19 protein-coding genes are annotated in these 19,804 nt (G+C 64.2%); 7 read left to right on the top strand and 12 right to left on the bottom strand.

Going from position 1 to position 19,804, the window contains the following annotated elements; genetic code table 11:
• Positions 1-35 precede the first annotated feature (35 nt).
• The 6 genes from AC1DSF_RS08710 to AC1DSF_RS08685 all read left to right on the top strand — a co-directional run bounded on the left by AC1DSF_RS08710 (position 36) and on the right by AC1DSF_RS08685 (position 5,571).
• Positions 36-986 (top strand): alpha/beta fold hydrolase, encoded by a 951-nt coding sequence (locus tag AC1DSF_RS08710; RefSeq protein WP_478182670.1) that lies wholly within the window; start codon positions 36-38, stop codon positions 984-986.
• 94 nt (positions 987-1,080) lie between these two features.
• Positions 1,081-1,698 (top strand): TetR/AcrR family transcriptional regulator, encoded by a 618-nt coding sequence (locus AC1DSF_RS08705; RefSeq protein WP_478182669.1) that lies wholly within the window; start codon positions 1,081-1,083, stop codon positions 1,696-1,698.
• Positions 1,699-2,252: 554 nt separating this feature from the next.
• Positions 2,253-3,032 carry a glutathione S-transferase family protein gene (locus AC1DSF_RS08700; RefSeq protein WP_478182668.1) on the top strand — a complete coding sequence of 260 codons (780 nt, stop codon included), beginning with the start codon at positions 2,253-2,255 and terminating at the stop codon, positions 3,030-3,032.
• Positions 3,033-3,108: 76 nt separating this feature from the next.
• Entirely contained in the window at positions 3,109-3,693 is a 585-nt protein-coding gene (locus AC1DSF_RS08695; RefSeq protein WP_478182667.1) for a 2-hydroxychromene-2-carboxylate isomerase, read from the top strand.
• Positions 3,690-4,388, top strand: a complete 699-nt coding sequence (locus tag AC1DSF_RS08690) for an SDR family NAD(P)-dependent oxidoreductase (RefSeq protein ID WP_478182666.1) — start codon at positions 3,690-3,692, stop codon at positions 4,386-4,388. The genes AC1DSF_RS08695 and AC1DSF_RS08690 overlap by 4 nt, the downstream gene beginning before the upstream one ends.
• 55 nt (positions 4,389-4,443) lie before the next feature.
• Entirely contained in the window at positions 4,444-5,571 is a 1,128-nt protein-coding gene (locus tag AC1DSF_RS08685; protein ID WP_478182665.1) for a zinc-binding dehydrogenase, read from the top strand.
• Positions 5,572-5,767: 196 nt separating this feature from the next.
• Here the strand turns inward: AC1DSF_RS08685 and proC are convergent, their stop codons facing one another.
• The 5 genes from proC to AC1DSF_RS08660 form a co-directional block, all read right to left on the bottom strand.
• Positions 5,768-6,544: a pyrroline-5-carboxylate reductase gene (gene proC, locus AC1DSF_RS08680; protein WP_478182664.1), complete on the bottom strand. Its 777-nt coding sequence runs from the start codon at positions 6,542-6,544 to the stop codon at positions 5,768-5,770.
• Positions 6,545-6,698: 154 nt separating this feature from the next.
• Complete coding sequence (locus AC1DSF_RS08675; RefSeq protein ID WP_478182663.1) at positions 6,699-7,496, bottom strand: enoyl-CoA hydratase/isomerase family protein; 798 nt, start codon at positions 7,494-7,496, stop codon at positions 6,699-6,701.
• 4 nt (positions 7,497-7,500) lie between these two features.
• Entirely contained in the window at positions 7,501-8,493 is a 993-nt protein-coding gene (locus AC1DSF_RS08670) for a Bug family tripartite tricarboxylate transporter substrate binding protein (RefSeq protein ID WP_478182662.1), read from the bottom strand.
• Between the two features lie 2 nt (positions 8,494-8,495).
• Positions 8,496-10,040, bottom strand: a complete 1,545-nt coding sequence (locus tag AC1DSF_RS08665; protein ID WP_478182661.1) for an AMP-binding protein — start codon at positions 10,038-10,040, stop codon at positions 8,496-8,498.
• Complete coding sequence (locus tag AC1DSF_RS08660; protein WP_478182660.1) at positions 10,037-10,822, bottom strand: enoyl-CoA hydratase/isomerase family protein; 786 nt, start codon at positions 10,820-10,822, stop codon at positions 10,037-10,039. Before AC1DSF_RS08660 ends, AC1DSF_RS08665 begins: the two co-directional genes overlap by 4 nt.
• A gap of 140 nt (positions 10,823-10,962) precedes the next feature.
• On the opposite strand from AC1DSF_RS08660, the gene AC1DSF_RS08655 reads away from it, so the two are divergent.
• A complete protein-coding gene (locus AC1DSF_RS08655; RefSeq protein WP_478182659.1) occupies positions 10,963-11,829 on the top strand; it encodes a LysR family transcriptional regulator in 867 nt (288 codons plus the stop codon).
• A gap of 46 nt (positions 11,830-11,875) precedes the next feature.
• On the opposite strand, the gene AC1DSF_RS08650 is transcribed toward AC1DSF_RS08655, so the two are convergent.
• The 7 genes from AC1DSF_RS08650 to AC1DSF_RS08620 form a co-directional block, all read right to left on the bottom strand.
• Complete coding sequence (locus AC1DSF_RS08650) at positions 11,876-12,955, bottom strand: phosphotransferase (RefSeq protein WP_478182658.1); 1,080 nt, start codon at positions 12,953-12,955, stop codon at positions 11,876-11,878.
• A 71-nt stretch (positions 12,956-13,026) separates the two neighbouring features.
• Positions 13,027-13,728, bottom strand: a complete 702-nt coding sequence (locus AC1DSF_RS08645; protein WP_478182657.1) for an SDR family oxidoreductase — start codon at positions 13,726-13,728, stop codon at positions 13,027-13,029.
• A gap of 395 nt (positions 13,729-14,123) precedes the next feature.
• Positions 14,124-14,873, bottom strand: a complete 750-nt coding sequence (locus tag AC1DSF_RS08640) for an SDR family NAD(P)-dependent oxidoreductase (RefSeq protein ID WP_478182656.1) — start codon at positions 14,871-14,873, stop codon at positions 14,124-14,126.
• Between the two features lie 294 nt (positions 14,874-15,167).
• Entirely contained in the window at positions 15,168-16,667 is a 1,500-nt protein-coding gene (locus tag AC1DSF_RS08635) for an NAD(P)(+) transhydrogenase (Re/Si-specific) subunit beta (protein WP_478182655.1), read from the bottom strand.
• Positions 16,664-16,996, bottom strand: coding sequence for an NAD(P) transhydrogenase subunit alpha part 2 (locus AC1DSF_RS08630; RefSeq protein WP_478182654.1), 333 nt, complete (start codon positions 16,994-16,996; stop codon positions 16,664-16,666). Before AC1DSF_RS08630 ends, AC1DSF_RS08635 begins: the two co-directional genes overlap by 4 nt.
• Before the next feature lie 34 nt (positions 16,997-17,030).
• A complete protein-coding gene (locus AC1DSF_RS08625) occupies positions 17,031-18,161 on the bottom strand; it encodes a Re/Si-specific NAD(P)(+) transhydrogenase subunit alpha (RefSeq protein WP_478182804.1) in 1,131 nt (376 codons plus the stop codon).
• A gap of 2 nt (positions 18,162-18,163) precedes the next feature.
• The gene (locus tag AC1DSF_RS08620; protein ID WP_478182653.1) at positions 18,164-19,798 is read right to left on the bottom strand and encodes an AMP-binding protein; all 1,635 of its coding nucleotides are present in this window, start codon (positions 19,796-19,798) and stop codon (positions 18,164-18,166) included.
• Between the last annotated feature and the right edge of the window lie 6 nt (positions 19,799-19,804).

Below are 19,804 nucleotides of genomic sequence, written 5' to 3'. Positions count from 1 at the left end.
GATGCTCCGGAACCAAATCCCACGGAGACATCGCGATGCTTCCTTCTCGACGCGCCATCATCTCTTCAGCCCTTGCGGTCTCGGGCGCGGCCCTGGCCGGGTGCGGGGGAACGCAGGCAGCACCGACGCCAGCACTCTTGCCAAAAAGCCCATACCTGCTGGTTCACGGCGCCTGGCATGGCACCTGGTGCTGGGGCAAGATCAGCCTATTGCTCGCTGCCGCCGGCCACCCGGTTCTGGCAATCGACTTGCCGGGGCATGGCCTCAATGCGGTATTCCCAGCGGCGTTCGACGTTCAACCCCGGACAGCGGCACTGGCGACTGAACGCTCACCGATCGCAGGTATCACGTTGGCCGACTACGCTCGGGCCGTGGCCGATGCTGTCGAATCCCTGCTCGCCGCCGGCTTCCCGGCGCCGATCGTCGTGGGCCACAGCATGGGCGGTGGTGCAATCCATGCTGCTGCTGAACTGCTGGGCCCCGGCAAGATTGCGCGCCTGGTCTACCTCGCGGCATTCATGCCCAAGGACGGCCAGCCGATGGTGGAATTTCCCCCTGATGAACAGGCACCGCCATCGCTTTTGACACCGCTGCTGCGCAGCGACCCTGGTGTTACCGGCGCCCTGCGACTCGACCCCGCATCCACGGACGATAGCTATCGCGCAGGGCTTATCAATTTGTTCTACGGGAAAGTGGACGCTGCAACAGCGCGCGCCGCTCTCAATCTGCTGTCGCCGGATATTCCGATCGGTGCGATGGTCACGCCAATTGCCACATCGGTTCAGCGCTGGGGAGCCATCCCGCGTACTTACATCCGGACCAGCGCGGACAACACCATCCCGCCGGCGATGCAGGACCTGATGGTGGCGCAGGCAGACGCCGCCACGCCTGCCAACAAGACGCAGGTGCTGCAACTGGACTCGGATCACAGCCCGTTCCTGTCGATGCCGCAGCAGTTGGTTCGAGCGCTGCTCTCGGCGGCTTGAAGCGGAGGCGCAAACGATGCTCCAGGGCCGAATGCATCTCCCGATCATCAATGCCTACAATGGATGTCGACCGTCATCCAGATGGTCGGATTGCATGGGGGCATTTGCCTTGGGACATTCGCAGGCCGAAAAAGCGCAAAGTCGAGAGCGGATCCTGAAGGAGGCCGCCGACCAGATTCGAGACGGCGGACTCGAGTCGGTGAGCGTGGGCAAGCTCATGAAGAGCGTGAACCTCACGCATGGCGGCTTCTACGGCCATTTTGCATCTCGTGCGGACTTGCTCGCCCAGGCGCTCAGGCGCGCCCTGGATGATGGTGTGCGTCGGTCGGCGGTAAGGCAGAAATCAGCGCGTCCGCTCGGCTTCGCGGGCTTCGTCAGCGACTATCTGAGCACCAGGCATCGGGACTCCCGCAGCACTGGGTGCGCAGTCTCGGCGTTGATCTCCGATGTCGGACGCGCCGACGCCCAGGCCAAGTCGATCATGGCGGGCTCCATCGAGGACTATATTGCCGCCGCTCGGCGACACCTTGGCGACGACGACGATTCCAGAGCGATGTTAGCCGTCAGCGCCATGGTGGGTGCTCTGGCCCTGTCGCGGGCGATGACTGACGCTGCCCGCTCGGACGACCTGCTCCGCAGCGTACGCGAGCAGCTGGTGACGCTCAACGAGCCCAATGAGCGGGCGCTCTCAGGCAACCAGGACGAAACCTGAGTCGCAGCCTTGGCCTTGCGCCTTGCCGCGTTTCCCTTGGCGCGCGCTCAGCAACTGCGGAGCATGTCAGGTCCTCGCGCTCCACGGCGAGCGCTGGCGGGTTCTCGCCGCAGGTGATGCAATTCAAACTGCCTGAGTGCTGAGTGCTGAGTGCTGAGTGCTGAGTGCTGAGTGCTGAGTGCTGAGTGCCGAGTGCTGAGTGCTGAGTGCCGAGTGCTGAGTGCCGAGTGCCGAGTGCCGAGTGCCGAGTGCCGACTCCGAGGTGCTGACCGGCACGCCCGTCCAGCTTACATAGCGCCTCCCTGTACGGTCGGCGCTCCAGCAATGCGCCCTGCCGGGGTCATGCCTTCGCATCCTGCTAGATGAATCCCGTCTCCGGGTAAACCAGTGCAGTTGAAACATCTTCTGGCGAACCAATGTGACAGACAGGATGATGGTTGTCATTCAGAATGGGGCATGAAACAGTAGACGGTGTCGGCAGTCGCCGACCCCACAGCCCACTGGACGAACAAAACTGCGCCGCCTGCTTGACGGCGCACCATGGAGTCAGCGCAATGGCCGAGGTGCGGATCTTTTCCTACTTGCCCAATCCTCGCGTGTGGAAGGCAGTCATCGCCGCGCGCATCGGCGGCGTCGAGTTGGAGGTGCGGGGCGCCGCGGGCGCCGAACTCGTAGACTGGCTCTGGCTCTGGCACTTCGACGCCCGTCCTTTGAGCGAAGTGTCCGCCGAGGAACGCGCCGCCGCTGAGCGCATGGGCCGCATCGGGTTCAAGGGCCGCAAGCTCTACAAGACCAACGCCTTTCTTATTGCGCAGCCGTTCGGAACGGTCCCCACGGCTTTCAACGGGGACGGGCAGGTCGGCATCTTCGAGTCCAACAGCATCATGCGCGCCGTCGCCCGCCAGGCGAAGCAGAGCGGTCTATATGGCCGCGATCCATTCGAGGCCTCGCGGATCGACAGCTTTCTGGATGTCAGCCTGGTGTTCGGTCGCGACACGCAGATTTACCTCCTCGCCATGCAAGGCTCCGAACTCGCAGCGGACGTCCACGCTCGCGCCGACGAGGCATTCACGACCTACATGACCGGGATCGACCGGGCCCTGGAGCCGGCCCGCCTGGCGCTGGTCGGCGAGGGGGTGAGCTTGGCCGACATCTGCTTCGCCTGCGAACTCGCCCTTTTACATAATGAACTGGACCATAGCGAAGCGCTCATCGCGCTTGGCGAGGCGCCGATCCTGGACAACGCCCCTGAGCGGTTTCCCCGGGCGATGGCGCACTTCGACCGCCTTGCGAACCATCGGGCCTTCGCGCCGGAGTTCGGCCCCATCTCGTGAAGTTCGCAACCAAGCGCGGAGCCAGCCGCAGACGCTAAACATCATTCACAACCACGGACTCTCAAAGGAACCGCCAATGAAAACGATCGACTTCTACTTCGACTATCGCAGCCCCTACAGCTTTCTTGCACTGTCTCAGGTCCGGAAGATGGATGTCGAGATCGCCTTCCATCCGTTCGAAATTGGGGCGCTGATGAGAGCGGTAGGGAACGTGCCGACGAGTATCACCTGCGCCCCCAAAGGGCGCTACGTGATGACCGACATGGGCCGATGGGCTGCCCACTATGGGGTTCCACTCAACCGGCATCCCCAGGGTTCGGAGATCGACGCCAGCCGCCTGCTGCGCGCCACGCTCGTGGCTGGGCAACTGGGCGCCATGCCCGCGGCGGTGCACGCGATCTTCAACGCGTTTTGGTCGACTCCGGCGCCGCTGGCGACAGCGGCCGAGGTCGCAGCCCTGCTGGGTGTCGCGGGGTTCGACGCTGAGGCGCTTGAAACGCAAATGGACTCGCCGGCCGCGCAGGCCCTCCTGGACGAGGCAACAGCCGGGGCAGCAGCGCGGGGCGTGTTTGGCGCGCCGACCCTGTTCGTGGAGAACGATATGTTCTTCGGCAATGACCGCCTGCACTTCGTGCAAGCTCGCCTGGAGCAGGCCGCATGAGGCCGCTTGTCATCATCACCGGCGTAGGGCCTGGCACCGGCTCGGCAATGGTCCGGCGGTTCCACGATGGCGGCTATCAGGTGGCCATGCTCGCGCGCACCGTCGAGCGCTTGACCGATCTCGAGGGCGAACTTCCAAACGCCTTTGCGGTCCCCTGCGATGTGGCCGACCCTGCGGCACTCACGGCCGCCCTCGATGTCATCGAGCAACGTGCCGGCGTCCCCAAGGTGGTGATCCACAACGCCGTGGGTGGCGCCTTCGGAAACTTCCTCGACATCGAGCCGCAAGTCCTCCAGCAGAATTTCCAGATCAATGTCATGGCGCTGCTGCACCTTGCCCAGTGGGCGGCGCCGCGGATGGAGGCAGCAGGGGGCGGCGCCTTGCTGGTGACGGGCAACACCTCGGCCGTTCGTGGCAAGGCTGCTTTTGCCGGCTTTGCGCCGAGCAAGGCTGCGCAGCGCATCCTGGCCGAGTCCATCGCCCGCGAGATGGGGCCGCGGGGCGTGCACGTGTCCTTCATGATGATCGACGCGGTCATCGACGTGCCTTGGGCCCGCGCGCGGATGGCCGACAAGCCGGATGAGTTTTTCATCAACCCATCCGACATCGCCGAAGAGGTCTGGCACGTCACCCACCAGCCGCGTTCGGCCTGGTCGTTCCTGACCGAAGTGCGGCCGTTCCGCGAGTCCTGGTGATCGGAGGCGTTCAGCTTCCATGAACCCGCTTTCGTCCAACTCACGAGACACCCCCATGCCACTGCAACTCCGCTCCATCGTCCGTACCGGCGGCGAGCTTGAACTTTCGCTCGCCGAGGTGCCGATGCCCGAACCGAAAGTCGACGAGGTGCTCGTGCGCATCGACGCGGCCCCGATGAATCCGTCGGACCTGATGGTGCTATTCGGCATGGCCGACATGTCGACCGCGAGGGCCTCCGGCACGGCCGACCGGCCGGTCGTCACTGCCACCGTGCCGCCGCGCATGCTGCCGGCCGTGGCGGGCCGTCTGGACGAGTCGGTGCCGGTCGGCTACGAAGGCGCCGGCGTCGTGGTCGGCGCCGGGCGCTCACCGGCCGCGCAGGCCTTGCTCGGCAAGACTGTGGGCGTGATCGGCGGCGCGATGTATTCGCAGTACTGCGCGGTCAACGTCGCGCAGTGCCTGCCACTGCCCGAGGGCACGACAGCCGCCGAGGGTGCCTCATGGTTCGTCAATCCGGTCACCTCCCTGGGCATGATCGAGACGATGAAGCGGGAAGGCCACACCGCGCTGGTCCACACCGCGGCGGCGTCGAACCTGGGGCAGATGCTCAACAAGGCTTGCCTGAAAGACGGGATCGGCCTCGTCAACATCGTGCGCAAGCCCGAGCACGAAACGCTGCTGCACGAACTCGGCGCGAAGTACGTCTGCAATAGCACCTCATCGGCCTTCATGGACGACCTGACGAACGCGCTGGCTGAGACCGGCGCAACACTGGCCTTCGACGCCATCGGCGGCGGCAAACTGGCGGGCCAGATCATCATGGCGATGGAAGCCGCCGCGAACCGCAGCGCGAAGGAATACAACCGCTACGGCTCGACCGTTCACAAGCAGGTCTACATCTACGGCAGCCTCGATCGGGGGGCGACGGAATTCACCCGTGGCTTCGGCATGTCATGGGGCATGGCCGGCTGGCTGCTGTTCCCGTTCCTGCAGAAGGTCGGCGCGGCCACGGTTGAGCGACTGAAGCAACGCGTGGCATCCGAACTCAATACAACGTTTGCAAGCCACTACACGCGCGAGGTGTCGATGAGTGAGGCGCTGCAGCTCGACGCTATCGCGGCCTACGGCAAGGCGTCCACCGGCGAGAAGTACCTCGTCAATCCGAACAAGGATCTGGGCTGACCAAGACTGCAACCATCTGGTGCCAGCGACCGGGGGCTTGGAGCATGATTCCGAGCCATCGCAGGAACTGCAAGCTGTCCATGGGGGGAGAAGGGCAAAGAAAAGGCCGCAAGCGCGGGTCAACAACAGCCCCGAGCACGAATGGTGGCGAGCGGCGAGGCAGCCGCTGAGTGATGCGGACGAGCGTGTTAGGTTCTCAGCCGCCGAACTCGTCACCCAGTTCCGTGGCGCGCTGTTCCGCCGCCCGCATCGCCGCAATGAAATGAGCCGCCACACCGCTGGCGTGCATGCTTTCCAACGCGGCATGGGTGGTGCCCCCTTTGCTGGTGACGCGCTCGCGCAGCACGCCCGGCGGCTCGCTGGCATGCGCCGCAAGATGCGATGCGCCGACGAAGGTCGCGACAGCCAACTGGTGCGCCTGGTCGGCAGACAGGCCCATGTCTGCACCTGCTTGCGCCATGGCTTCCAGAAAGTAGAAGACATACGCCGGACCGGAGCCAGACAGCGCGGTGACCGCGTCCAGATGCGCTTCATGCTGCACCCACAGGAACTGGCCGGTGGCGCCGATGACCTGCTCGACAAGCAGCTTCTGCACATCGCTCACGCCCGCACGGGCGAAGAGCCCGGTCATGCCCGACCCGACCAGGGCGGGCGTGTTCGGCATCGCTCGCACGATGTGCTCCGTGCCCAGCCACTGCGCCATGCTGCCGGTTCGAATGCCAGCGGCCACGCTCAGATGCAGGGCATGCGGTGTGTACGGCGCAACCGCAGTTGCAGCGTCATGGAACGCTTGCGGCTTGATGGCCCAGACCACCATGGCAACGCCGTCCAGCGCGCTGCTGGCCGATGCCAGCAGCCGTACGTCGAACTGTTCGCGCAATCGCTGGCGTGCTGCTTCGAAGGGCTCGACCACCGTGATGCAGTCGGCAGGTAGGCCCTGTCGGACCAATCCGCCGACGATGGCGCTGCTCATGTTGCCGCCGCCGATGAAGGCGATGGAAGGGAAGGAGTCGGGGGCTGGCTCGTGAAGAGGGGGTCGTCATGGGTGGCAGGCAGGCTGCGTGATGGGGGGCGCGGTCCCAAGGCCTTTCGACGCCGGGACTCGCCCCAGCGCGGCGGATGGCTTTCTATCGTCCTCTGAAGACCGGTGGCCGCTTCTGCGCGAAGGCTTGCGCCGCCTCGCGGAAATCTTCACTGCGGTCGGCGCGCAGGACCATGGCGTCAAGGCGCTCGCGCTCCCGATCGACCTGGCCGGCCAGCACGGCATTGAGCTGCGCCTTGGAACCCGCGATGGACAGCGGCGCGGCCCGGGCCATGCCCACACCGAAGGCGAAAGCGGCTTGCGTCACGTCGCCGTCGGTGAGCGCGTCGAGGTAGCCGACGCGGTGCGACTCGGCGGCGCCGTACAGCGCGGCCTCGTACACCCAGCGCCGCGCATTCGACGCGCCGATCAGCCACGACAGTCGTTGCAGCTGGATGGTGGGATACACCAGGCCGAGCTTGGCCACGGGCACGCCCACGCGCGCCGTGGCGTCGCCCACGCGGAAGTCGCAGCACATGGCCAGGCTGCACCCTCCGCCCACGCACACGCCGGAGATCGCTGCAATGACCGGCTTGGGCGCCGACTGCACCGCCGCGTAGCACGCCTGGATGCGCGCACGCCAGACGTCTTTTTCCGCCTCGTCGGTGACGGCCGAGAAGGCGACCACGTCGTCGCCCGCGCAGAAGTGCCCGCCCGCGCCGGTGAGCACGATGAGCTTGACCGCCGGATCGGCGCCCAACGTCTCGAAGGCGTTTTTCAGGTCGGTCCAGGCCGCGAAGTTGCAGGCGTTGCGTCGAAGCGGCCGGGAGATGGTGACCAGGGCGTGGCCCTCACCGCGTTGTTCGACATGGATGTCGGAGGAAGAAGAGGAAGGAGAAGGCATGCTGTCAATCCACCTTGACGGAACTGTCTTTGATCGCCTTGCCCCACTTGGTGAGCTCCTGGCCCAGGCGCTGCGTGGCCTCCTCGGGCGTGGAACCGGCGCGCTCGATGCCCAGAACCTGGAAACGCGCCTGCACGTCGGGCATCTGCAGGATCTTGGCGATTTCCTGGTTCAGGCGCTGAACGACGGGCCGGGGCGTGGCTGCCGGTGCAAGGATGGCGTAGGTGGATCCGGCCTCAAGACCGGGATAGCCCGCTTCGCGCGCAGTGGGCACATCTCGCAACGCGCCGATGCGCTCGGGCGTCGTCACGGCCAGGACGCGCAGTTTGCCGCTCTTCAAGTTGGCCACAGCCGTGGGCACGGTGGCAAACATCAGGCTCAGTTGCCCGGCCATCACGTCGGTAATGGCGAGCGACGCGCCGCGATAGGGAATGTGAACCATGCTAATGCCGGCTTGTTGCTTGAACATTTCGCCCATCACATGCTCGATAGAGCCGTTGCCTGATGAGCCGTAGTCCAGACCGCCGGGCTTGGCCTTGGCCGCCTTCACCAGGTCGGCCACCGAACGGGCGGGCAGCGCATCGTTGACCACGAGCACCAGTGGCAGGTAGCCCACGACCGAGACGCCTGCGAAGTCCTTGTCGAGCTGGTAGCCCGCCGTGGCGGGGTAGAGCAGCGAGTTCATCGCATAGGTGGTGACGGGCGCCATCAAGAGCGTGTGGCCGTCCGGCTGAGCCTTGGCCACGAACTGGGCGCCGATGTTGCCCGAAGCCCCCGCCTTGTTGTCCACCACCACGGGCTTGCCCAGCGCCTCGCCGAGCTTCTGCGACAGCAGGCGCGCCACGGCGTCCACCGCGCCACCGGCCGAGTAGCCCACGACCATCGTCACTTGGCGGGCCGGGTAGTCCTGCGCGGAGGCCGACACGCCGGCCAGGGCCACCGCGCAGGCGACCATGCAGGGCTTGATGTACTTCTTCATCATCATCAGGGTTGTCATGCTCAGCTCCGGGGTTGCTCGGCGTCCCATGCGCCAGAGAGATTGCGGGGCAGCTCGTTCTTGCGGATGCGCTGCGTCGGGGTCTTGGGAAACTCTTCGATGAAGGCGATGAAGCGAGGCACCTGAAAGGCCGGCATGCGCGGCTTGCACCAGTCCACCAGCGTTTGCGGCGCAAGCTGCGCACCGTCGGCCAACCGCACGAAGAGCTTCAGCTCTTCATCGCCCAGTTCGCTCGGCACGCCGACCACCGCGCACTCGGCGATGGCGGCATGCTCGCCAATCACGCGCTCGACCTCCCAGGCCGAGATGTTGATGCCGCGTCGGCGCACCATGTCCTTCTTGCGGCCGGCGAAGTAGTAGTAGCCGTCACTGTCGCGCCGTGCCAGGTCGCCGCTGCAGAACCACTCGCCGCGCTGCGCGGCCTGCGTGGCCTCCTCGTCGCGGAAGTAGCCCAGGAACTGCAGCCCTGGTACACGCGAGCGCACGCAGATTTCGCCCGGCTGACCGACGGGAACCTCGTGGCCGGCTTCATCCGTGAGCTGGAGTTCGAAGTACGACAGCGGCTGGCCGATGGAGAACTTCGGCCCCTGCGGGTTGACCGTGACGAAGGTGATCATTTCCGACAGGCCATAGCCCTCGCGAATCTCCACGCCGAAGCGATCGGCGAACACGTCCCAGACTTCGGGCGGGCAGCCGCCACCCCAGGCGATCTGCACCTGGTGATCGCGGTCGTCTTCCCTGGGCGGCTGCTTGAGCAGCATGGGCAGCACACCGCCGAGGTAGTGAACGTGCGTGACGCCGTACTGGCGGCACTGGTCCCAGAACCGCGAGGCGCTGAACTTCTCCACCATTGCCAGCGTCAGCTTCTGCAGGATGGCGGCAATGCACACCGCCACGCCCGCGCCGTGGTGCAGCGACTCCCAGAGCAGGAACACATCGCCCGGCTGCGCGCCGGTGAGGCGCAGCGTGCCCATGGGACCCGCGCGCAGCGTGCGGTCCGACTTGTTCACGCCCTTGGGAGCGCCGGTGGTGCCCGAGCTGGGGGTGAGGGCGATGATGTCGTCCGGCCCCGGCTCCACCGAAGGCGGCGAGCTGTCGGCGTGCGCCAGCAGGGCGGCGAAGTCGTCTGCCGCGCCGCCGCGCCACAGCGTCATCTCGACTGCGTCCGCGGGCAGTGCCTCTGCCAGCACGTCGGCGTGGGCGTTGTCGGCGATCAGCGCACGCGGCGCGAAGGCTTCGAACGGATAGGCAAGCGACGCGCCCTTGAAACTGGTGTTGACCGGCACCCGAACCAGTCCGACCTTAGCGAGCGCCAGAATCGCCACCAGATGGTCCGGATGGCTGGGCAGCATTAGCGCCACGCGGTCGCCGGGCACCAGGCCCCGAGCCAGCAGGGCGTTGGCCACGCGGTTGACCTGGGCGTCGATCTCGCCGAACGTGTGGTCGCGGTCCTGGAACTTCAGCAACACGTGGCCCGGATCTTCCAGGGCCCTGCGGTCCATGATGCGGCGCAGCGTCTCGTCGCCCACGGGCGGCATCTCGATCATCGCTGGGCTCCTTCCAGCGCGTGGCCACGCGCAGCCATGAAGGCTTCCATCTTGCGCGCCGGCTCGCCGGATGCATACGACTCGCGGTGCGCGCGAATGGCCGCGTTGATGGTCTCGCGGAAGCCCGCCTCGGTCATGTCGGCGAACCAAGCGCGGTCAAGGCGCATGGCCAACGGCGCCTTGGCCGCAAGTTGCCCGGCAATCTCCAGCGCCTTCGCCAGCACCTGTTCGCGTGGGACGAGGTGGTGGATCAAGCCGATCTCGCGGCACTCCTGCGCGGGCATCATGCGGCCGCTCAGGGTCAGTTCGATGGTGCGCGACATGCCGAGGATCTCTTTCATGATCCATGGCCCCGTGATGCTGGCAATGCCCGAGTTGATCTCGGGCTGGCCCATCGTGACCTGGTCGTGGCCCACACGGATGTCGCACAGCAGCGCCACCTGGAAAGCCGACCCCGCGGCCACGCCATTGAGCGCGGCCACGATGGGCTTGGTCAGGCGTCGCAGCGTGCCGTAGAAGGTCTCCCACTCACGGATCCATGCCTCCGCCCGGTCGGCGTCGAAGTCGTGCGCCTCGGCGAAGTCCTGGCCTGCAGAGAACGCGCGCTCACCCGCGCCGGTCAACACCACGGCACCGATGGCTGCGTCGGCGTCGAATGCACGAAGCGCCGCCACGATGGCGTCACGCATGGGTTGGTCCCAGGCATTGAGCTTGGACGGCTTGTTGAGCGTGATCAGCCCCACGGGTCCGCGGTGCTCGATAAGGATGTCTGAAGATGTCATGGGATGGCTCGTCTGGATCGAAAGGTTGTTGCGTTTCACCGAAAGAATAGAAGCCGCATGGCATATCGGCAAATGAGAGTTTTTGGTAGGTTAATATCCATTTGGATATGCTCTCTCCTCACAAGCAAGGAGCCGAAAACATGCGCTGGAAACTGATCGAAACCTTCCGGGCCGTGATGCTCACGCGGTCGATGACGCTGGCTGCGCATGAACTGCACACCTCCCAATCCAACGTGAGTCGGGCCATCGCACAACTGGAAGCAGCGGTTGGTTTCCGGCTGTTCGTGCGGCTCAGCGGTCGCCTGGCGCCCACGCCCGAGGCAGAGGCGTTCTTTCAGTCGGTGCAACGCTGGTTCCTCGGCATGGAGGCACTCACCGACAGCGCCAAGCAGATTCGCGAAGTCGGCACAGGCACGCTGCGCATCGGCGCCGTTGCTTCGCTGGCAATGACCGTCATGCCAGAGGTCATGCGCGCATTTCGCCGCCGGTACCCGGACACGCCCGTCTCGATTCACACCGGCGACTCGCCTACCGTGGCGAAGTGGACGGCAAACCGTTATGTGGACCTCGGTTTGGTGACCAACCTGGACGACGCGCCAGGCCTGCAGTCCACGCTGTGGGCAGAGGAAAACGGCGTGTGCATCGTTCCGTCAGGTCACCGGCTGGCGCGCAAGCGCGTGGTCTTGAGTTCGGATCTTGACGACGAGTCTTTCATCTCGCTCACCAAGGGTGACGGCACGCGCGTGCCGATCGACGCGGCGTTCAACCCCGACAGAAGACGCCAGACGATCGACGCACCCTACTCAGCGGTCATCTGTCGCATGGTGAGCTTCGGACTGGGCGTGAGCGTGGTCAATCCACTGGTGGTGCGACACCTGGATCTGGCGGGCGTCAAGGTTCTGCCCTTCAAGCCGGAGGTGAAGTTTGCACGGTACATCATCTCGGCGCAGCAGCAGGCGCAGTCCGCGTTGATGAGCGAATTCGTGGCGTGCTTGGACGGGATATAAGGCAACAATCCGGCCAGAAGGAGTCGCTGGAGCAGGCTCGTGTCGTTCAAGCGCATTGCGCAAGCGCCCAACCCATCTGCGCAAGCGGCCGCGCACCGGCGCTTGCTTGCTTTGCCTGTGCGCTCGATGCCGTCCCCGTCTCCACACGTTTGGCAATTCCTTGCAGGATGCCGGCGAGGCGGAACATGTTGTAAGCGAGATAGAAGTTCCAATCGGCCATCACTGCGTCGGGGTCGGCGCGGCCAGTCCGCTCGCAGTAGCGGCGTACATAACTCTTCTCATCGGGGATGCCGAGAGCAGCGTGGTCGAGACCGCGAATGCCTAGGGTAGGGCCCGGCTGGATGTGCCACGACATGCAGTGGTAGCTCAAGTCGGCCAGCGGATGGCCGATGGTCGAGAGCTCCCAGTCGAGAACCGCGATCGCACGTGGCTCGGTGGCGTGGAACATCAGATTGTCGAGCCGGTAGTCGCCGTGCACGATTGACACCTGACTCTCGTCGCGCGCGCTGGCCGGTATGTGCACAGGGAGCCAGTCCATCAACCGATCCATCTCGGGGATCGGCTGCGTGATCGAAGCCTGGTACTGCTTCGTCCAGCGGCCGATCTGGCGCTCGAAGTAGTTGCCCGGCTTGCCGTAGGTCTCGAGACCCGCCGCCTTGATGTCTACGTTGTGCAGCGCCGCGATCACGCGGTTCATCCCGTCGTAGATTCGGCTCCGTTGCGCGCGGTCGGCATCGGGGATCGATTGGTCCCACATCACGCGGCCGGCCATGTACTCCATCACGTAGAAGGCGCAGCCGATCACGGATTCATCTTCACACAGCAGGTACATGTCCGGGACCGGCACGTCGGTTGCGCGCAGCGCCCGCATCACGGCGAATTCACGATCGATCGCATGCGCCGAGGCCAGCAGCTTCGCCGCCGGGCCGGGCTTGCAGCGCATCACGTAAGAGCGCTCCGGCGTGTTGAGCTTGTAGGTCGGGTTCGATTGCCCGCCCTTGAATTGCTCGACCGTGAGTGGGCCCTGGAAGCCATCGACCCGCGGCTCGAGATAGGCCCGCAGCGCAGTCACGTCGAATGCATGAGACTCGGGGATGGGCTTGGTGCCGGTTTGAGCTTCTGTCATGTCTATAGTCTCGTGGTCACCGTTCATTCAGGTAGGTGCTGGGGAGCAGCTTCCAGGAAGGCAGTTCAGCCTCAGGTCGTCCGAAGGTAGACGCCCGGCTCGGCCGACAAGCCCTGCTTGACTTGCCGGGTGATCTCGTCGGCCAGCACCTCCTCGGCCCCGGCTTCGAGGGCATCGAGGCTGCGGCGCACCACCTCGTCCGGGCTGGACTTGGGCTGATCGTTGCCGCGCGCCATGTCGGTATCGACGAACCCCATGTGCAAGCCCAGCACTTGGGTGCCCTGGGCGCGCAACTCATGGCGCAGGCTGTTGGTCAGTGACCAGGCGGCCGATTTGGTGGCGGCATAGGTTGCGAGGCGGGGCGCAGTGATCCAGCTCGCGAGCGACAGGACGTTCAGGATCGCACCGCCGCCGCAGCCGGCGAGCACCGGCGCAAAGGCGAGCGCCATGTGCAGCGGCCCGAAAAAATTGGTCTCGAATTGGGCACGGGCGGCCTCGACGCTGCCCTCGGCAAGGAAGCCGCCGAGCGTCGCGATACCGGCGTTGTTGATCAGCAGCGTAACGTCGCCGCAATGGCGTGCCGCCGCGGCAATGTCATCGGGCTGAGTGACGTCGAGGCGGATCGGTTCAACGCCGGCCAACGTGACGCTGGCCGGGTCGCGCGCTCCCGCGTAGACCTTGCGCGCGCCGCGGGCCAGAGCGGCGCGGGCGAAGGCGAGACCGATGCCGCGGTTGGCGCCGGTGACGAGGACGGTGGCGTTGTCGAGTTTCATGGTCGAGTCCTTGCAGGAAGTTGAAGAGGCTGCGATGCAGCGGTAGAGCGCCAGATGGATACGCTATTCGTCATATTCCGTGTCCGAAAGAAGTTGGGAGCCTGCACGAAAGGATCCTCCGGCCACGAGGTTCAGGCCAATCCGATGGGCGACAACGGTTGCTCTGCAGCCGACCAATAGCGTGCACCCGAGGAAAGTCGGTTGCCTGGCCGACATGATCGAAGTGGTAGTGACCGGCCTCGATCGTTCCGCCGCGCTCGGGCCTGAGGCCAATGAACTTCAATCGGTAGACGAAGCTGGCGCACTCGGCCGCTGCCACCGAAAGTGCAGTCTGGCCGAGTCCGGGCGCTGCAGCCAAGGCCTGCGCACTGAACAGGTTCAACAGCTTCATTGCCCTAGATCTGCGCGATGCCGCCGTCGACGAACAGCTCGATGCCGGTGACAAAGCTCGACGCGTCCGAGGCCAGGAAGACCGCGACCTTGCCGATTTCATCCGGCTCCCCGACTCGGCCCATTGGGACCTGAGCGGCAAAACCATCAAGCAACCCCTGCTGGTGCTCGACTGGCACCAGGCCTACCAGCCCAGGCGTCTTCGTCGGTCCGGGACTGAGGACATTGATGCGAATGTTGCGACCTTTGAGGTCCAGAATCCAGCTACGAGCGAAGTTCCGAATTGCCGCCTTCGTTGCGCTGTAGACGCTGAATGCGGGTACGCCATGTATCGAACTGGTTGAACCGACCAGGATGACCGCCGCGCCATCCGCGAACAGGGGAAGTGCCTTCTGAACCGTGAAGAGCACCCCCTTCACATTGGTGCTAAACGTCTTGTCAAACAGCTCTTCCGTTATCGCGCCAAGAGGAGCCATGCTGCCGCCTCCCGCGTTCGCGACCAAGACGTCGATGCGTCCATGTCGTTGCTTGACGGTATCGAACAGGGTATCGAGATCCTGCAAGCTGGAGGCGTCGGCGCGCACGCCGGAGGCTTGATCCCCAATGTCGGCGACCGCGACGTCAAGTTCTTTCTGGCGTCGACCGGTGATAACGACGCTTGCGCCTTCGGCTGCAAACCGTTTGGCAATGGCCAAGCCTATGCCGGTGCTTGCGCCAGTCACGACGGCGATCTTGCCTTGAAGGGAGAGGGGCATTTTTTGGGCCTTTGTAAATGGTCCGGCTCGGGATGCGCTGGACGGGATAGATGAAGCGCGAGGTGGGGCACTGAGGGCGCTATCGGACGAAGTACCGACCATGGCGGCCTGACCGCGCGGTGTGCTCATCCCGTGTACCGTGATGGTCAGTAGCGCATTGCCTTTCACCTGCAAGGCGCTGAGAAGAGGGGACCCAATCCACCGCTGCCCAAGCTTTGGCCCTAGCCAAAGTTGACGGGAGCACCGCTTTCGAGTCACCACCGCACTGTGTTGATGCGTTTATCAGGAAAGGCTTTACTCGATGGCCTTGCCCATGTCCTCGACGACCTTCTTGGCGTCGCCAAAAACCATCATGGTCTTGTCCATGTAGAACAGCTCGTTGTCCAGGCCGGCGTAGCCCGCGGCCATGGAGCGCTTGTTCACGATGACGGTCTTGGCCTTGTAGGCCTCCAGAATCGGCATGCCGTAGATGGGGCTGCCCTTGGTGTGCGCGGCAGGGTTCACCACGTCGTTGGCGCCCAGGATGATCGCCACGTCGGCCTGGCCGAACTCGCCGTTGATGTCTTCCATCTCGAACACCTGGTCGTACGGCACCTCCGCCTCGGCCAGCAGCACGTTCATGTGGCCGGGCATGCGGCCCGCCACCGGGTGAATGGCGTACTTCACGGTGATGCCCTTCTCGGTGAGCTTGGCGGCCAGTTCCTTCACCGCATGCTGCGCGCGCGCCACCGCCAGGCCGTAGCCCGGCACGATCACCACCGTCTCGGCATTGCCAAGCACGAAGGCCGCGTCGTCGGCGCTGCCGGTCTTCACCGGGCGCTGCTCCTTGGCCGCGCCGCTGTCCGTGGAAGCCTCGCCGCCGAAGCCGCCCAGGATCACGTTGAAGAACGAGCGGTTCATCGCCTTGCACATGATGTAGCTCAGGATTGCACCTGAAGAGCCCACCAGCGAACCGGCCACGATCAGCATCGCGTTGTTCAGGCTGAAGCCGATGCCCGCGGCCGCCCAGCCCGAGTAGCTGTTGAGCATCGACACCACCACCGGCATGTCGGCCCCGCCGATCGGGATGATGATGAGCACGCCCATGACGAACGCCAGTGCCAGCATCGCGAAGAAGGCCGGCCAGCTCTCGGTGAAGACGAACGCCAGGCCCAGTGCGACGGTCAGGAGACCCAGCACGAGATTCAGCATGTGCTGGCCCGAGAACTGTACCGGCGCGCCTTGGAACAGGCGGAACTTGTACTTGCCCGAGAGCTTGCCGAAGGCGATGACCGAACCGCTGAAGGTGATGGCGCCGATGGCTGCGCCCAGGAAGAGCTCCAGCCGGTTGCCCGCGGGAATGGCATAGCGCACGAAGCCGTCGAGCACGACCGCGCCGTCCGGCGTCTGCGCGCCGATGAGCGCGGCCACGGGCGCAGCGGCGATGCCGAAGGCCCAGGGCTCGGCCACCGCGGCCACGCCGATGAAGACCGCAGCCAGGCCGATCATGCTGTGCATGAAGGCGACCAGCTCGGGCATCTTGGTCATCTCGACCTTGTTGGCCATGAAGGCCCCCAGGCCCCCGCCGACCACCACGGCCGCGAGCAGATAGGCGATGCCCGTGCCGAAGTCGACGTTGAGCGAGCGCGCCTGTCCGTGGATGAGCGCGATGGTCGTGAGCACGGCGATGGCCATGCCGGTCATGCCGAAGACGTTGCCGCGGATCGAGGTGGTGGGATGGGAGAGGCCCTTCAAGGCCTGGATGAAGCAGACGCTGGCAACGAGGTACAGCAGCGTGACAAGGTTCATGCTCACTTGGAAGCTTCCTCTTCAGCCTTGGACGCAGCCGCTTTCTTGTCCTTCTTCTTGAACATCTCCAGCATCCGCCGCGTGACGAGGAAGCCGCCGAAGACGTTCACCGCGGCCAGGACCACCGCGAGCACGCCCATGGTCTTGCCCAGCGGCGTGGTGGTGAGCGCGGCGGCCAGCATGGCGCCCACGATCACGATCGCCGAGATCGCGTTGGTCACCGCCATCAGCGGCGTGTGCAGCGCGGGCGTGACGGTCCACACCACGTGGTAGCCCACGTAGATGGCCAGCACGAAGATGATCAGGTTGATGACGGTATGGGAAACGGGGTCCATGGCGCTTGTTCTCCTCGCGTGTTCGCTGTTCGCTTTATTTCTTCGTGACCTGGCCGTCGTGCGTGACGCGGCAGGCGGCGACGATGTCGTCTTCCAGGTCGATCTTGAGTGCACCTTCCTTCGTGACGATGAGCTTGAGGAAGTCGAGCACGTTGCGCGCATAGAGCGCCGATGCATCGGCCGCCACGAGCGCCGCGAGGTTGGTTTCGCCCACGATGGTCACGCCGTGCTTGACCAACGTCTTGTCGGCTTCAGAGAGGGGGCAGTTGCCGCCGACGCCACCCTGGCCCTTGCCGGCGGCGATGTCCACGATCACCGAGCCGGGCTTCATCGACTTGACCATGTCCTCGGTGATGAGCGTGGGCGCGGCGCGGCCGGGAATGAGCGCGGTGCTGATGACGATGTCGGCCAGCGCCACGCGCTTGGCGACCTCGACCTGCTGGCGCGCCAGCCAGCTTGCGGGCATCGGCTTGGCGTAGCCGCCCACGCCGACGGCGGCTTCCTTTTCTTCATCGGTGTCGTAGGAGACCTCGATGAACTTGCCGCCGAGCGATTCGATCTGCTCCTTCACGCTCGGGCGAACGTCGGAGGCTTCGATCACGGCGCCCAGGCGCTTGGCGGTGGCAATGGCCTGCAGGCCCGCCACGCCCACGCCGAGGATGACCACGCGTGCCGCCTTCACGGTGCCGGCGGCGGTCATGAGCATGGGGAAGAAGCGCTGGTACTTGTCGGCCGCGATCATCACGGCCTTGTAGCCCGCGATGTTGGCCTGCGAGGAGAGCACGTCCATGCTCTGGGCGCGGGTGGTGCGCGGCGCCGCTTCGAGCGCGAAGGCCGTGAGGCCGGCCGTGGCCAGGCGCTGCAGGCCGGCCGCATCGAAGGGGTTGAGCATGCCGATGACCACGGTGCCGGGCTTCATGAGCGCGGTCTCGGCATCGGTGGGCGTGCGCACCTTGAGCACCATGTCGGCCGCGCAGGCGGCGTTCATGTTGACGATCTCGGCACCGGCGGCCTCGTAGGCGGCATCGGTGACGTTGGCTGCAATGCCGGCCCCGGACTGCACGCGCACGGTGTGCCCGGAAGCGGCCAGTTTCTTCACCGTCTCGGGCGTTACGGCCACGCGGGTTTCGCCGGCCATTGTCTCGGCAGGCACGCCTATCTTCAACCTCACAGCGCGGCACCCAGCGAGGAGCGAAGCAACTTCCCAACTACTGACCGGGGGAGCTTTGTCCGAAATTCAATGATCTTCGGGCGCTTGTACGCAGTCAGGTTTGCCTTCATGTGTTGTCTTATCGATTCTTCGGTTAACGCGTCACTTCGAGGCACCACAACCAGTTTCACGGCTTCTCCAGTGAGCTCATCAGGAACGCCAACGGCCGCGCACTCAAGCACTTGTTCCATTTCGATAGCGACAGCCTCAATCTCGCTCGGATAAACGTTGAAACCGCTCACCAGCATCATTTCTTTCTCGCGGCCAGAAATGCACAGATAGCCTTGTTCATCAATGCAACCGAGATCACCGGTAAGGAAAAAACCATCCTTCGTCATGAAACGAGCAGTTTCCTCGCCGCGCTGCCAATAGCCCTTGAATAACTGCGGGCCACGAACCGCAATTTGTCCAATTTTTCCCAATGGGAGGGCTTCAAATTTCTCGTCAAGGATCAACACTTCTGTTGACGGTGCTGGCGGGCCGACGGTCCCTTGGCGAATATTGCCGTGAGGTGGGTTGCAGCTCACCGTTCCGGATGTCTCGGAAAGTCCATACCCCTCACTGATGGCGCAACCCGTTCTTTCGAGCCACCGCGCGGCGACTGGACGCTGGGTCGCCATTCCGCCAGCTGTTGTAACCTTCAGATGTTTCCAATCGACTGTGTCGAACTCAGGATCATTCATCAAGTTGCTAAATAGCGTATTGATGCCAGGCAACATGTGAAAGGGAGCTTCACGCAACTTCGCCAACATCTTCGTCGAGTCACGAGGATCGGTGATCAAGAGCATAATCCCCCCCAATTTAATGCTCGCCAGGAGTGTTATGAAAGAGACTATGTGGTACAGAGGCAATGCACACGCGAATACCGGGATGGGTATGTCTGCCAATGCGGGGTAGAACCAGGCGGAATTTTGCGCAGTGTTGGCCAGAAGGCTTTCATTGGAGAGCATTGCCCCCTTGGAAACCCCCGTGGTCCCGCCGGTGTATTGCAGAACCACGGTGTCACCTTTGGCGAGCTTGGGCGTCGAATACGTCGCGGACAACCCAAGCGAGAGCGCCTCAGGCATATCGATGACCGATTTGGCGACATTGTTTGTCCCATGGCGTTCTCGCCAAGACTTCAAATCACTGCACAGGTTGCACAGAATTGAATGGTCAACCCGCGTCTGGGATAGTCCATCCTTCACCGCTTCGAACTGACTTTCGAGCAATATGACCACCTCTGCTTCGGCATCCGATACTTGCAGCAGAAACTCTCGAGGGGTGTAAGCAGGATTGACGTTGACCAATACCATGCCCGCTCGAATCACGCCGATTGCCGCTATTACATATTGCGTTGAATTGGGAAGCGCGACGGCTACTTTTGCTCCCGGCTGGAGCCTCAGCGTCTGTAGATGCGCCGCAATTCCCAAACTCAACGAATCTAGATCTGAATAGCTGAGTTCACTGCTTTCGTGACGAATTGCAATGCGATCTCTCAAACGATAAAACGAATCACTGAAGAAATCAGCAAGGGTCTGGTATTCCTTCAGGGGGTCTATGGTGTGCGGAACTTGAGGCGGATACCACTTCAACCACGGGCGATTGTTCATGAGTTG

Source organism: Variovorax sp. 01N429 (assembly GCF_056399425.1).
This window is presented reverse-complemented; position numbering and strand designations above follow the sequence as displayed.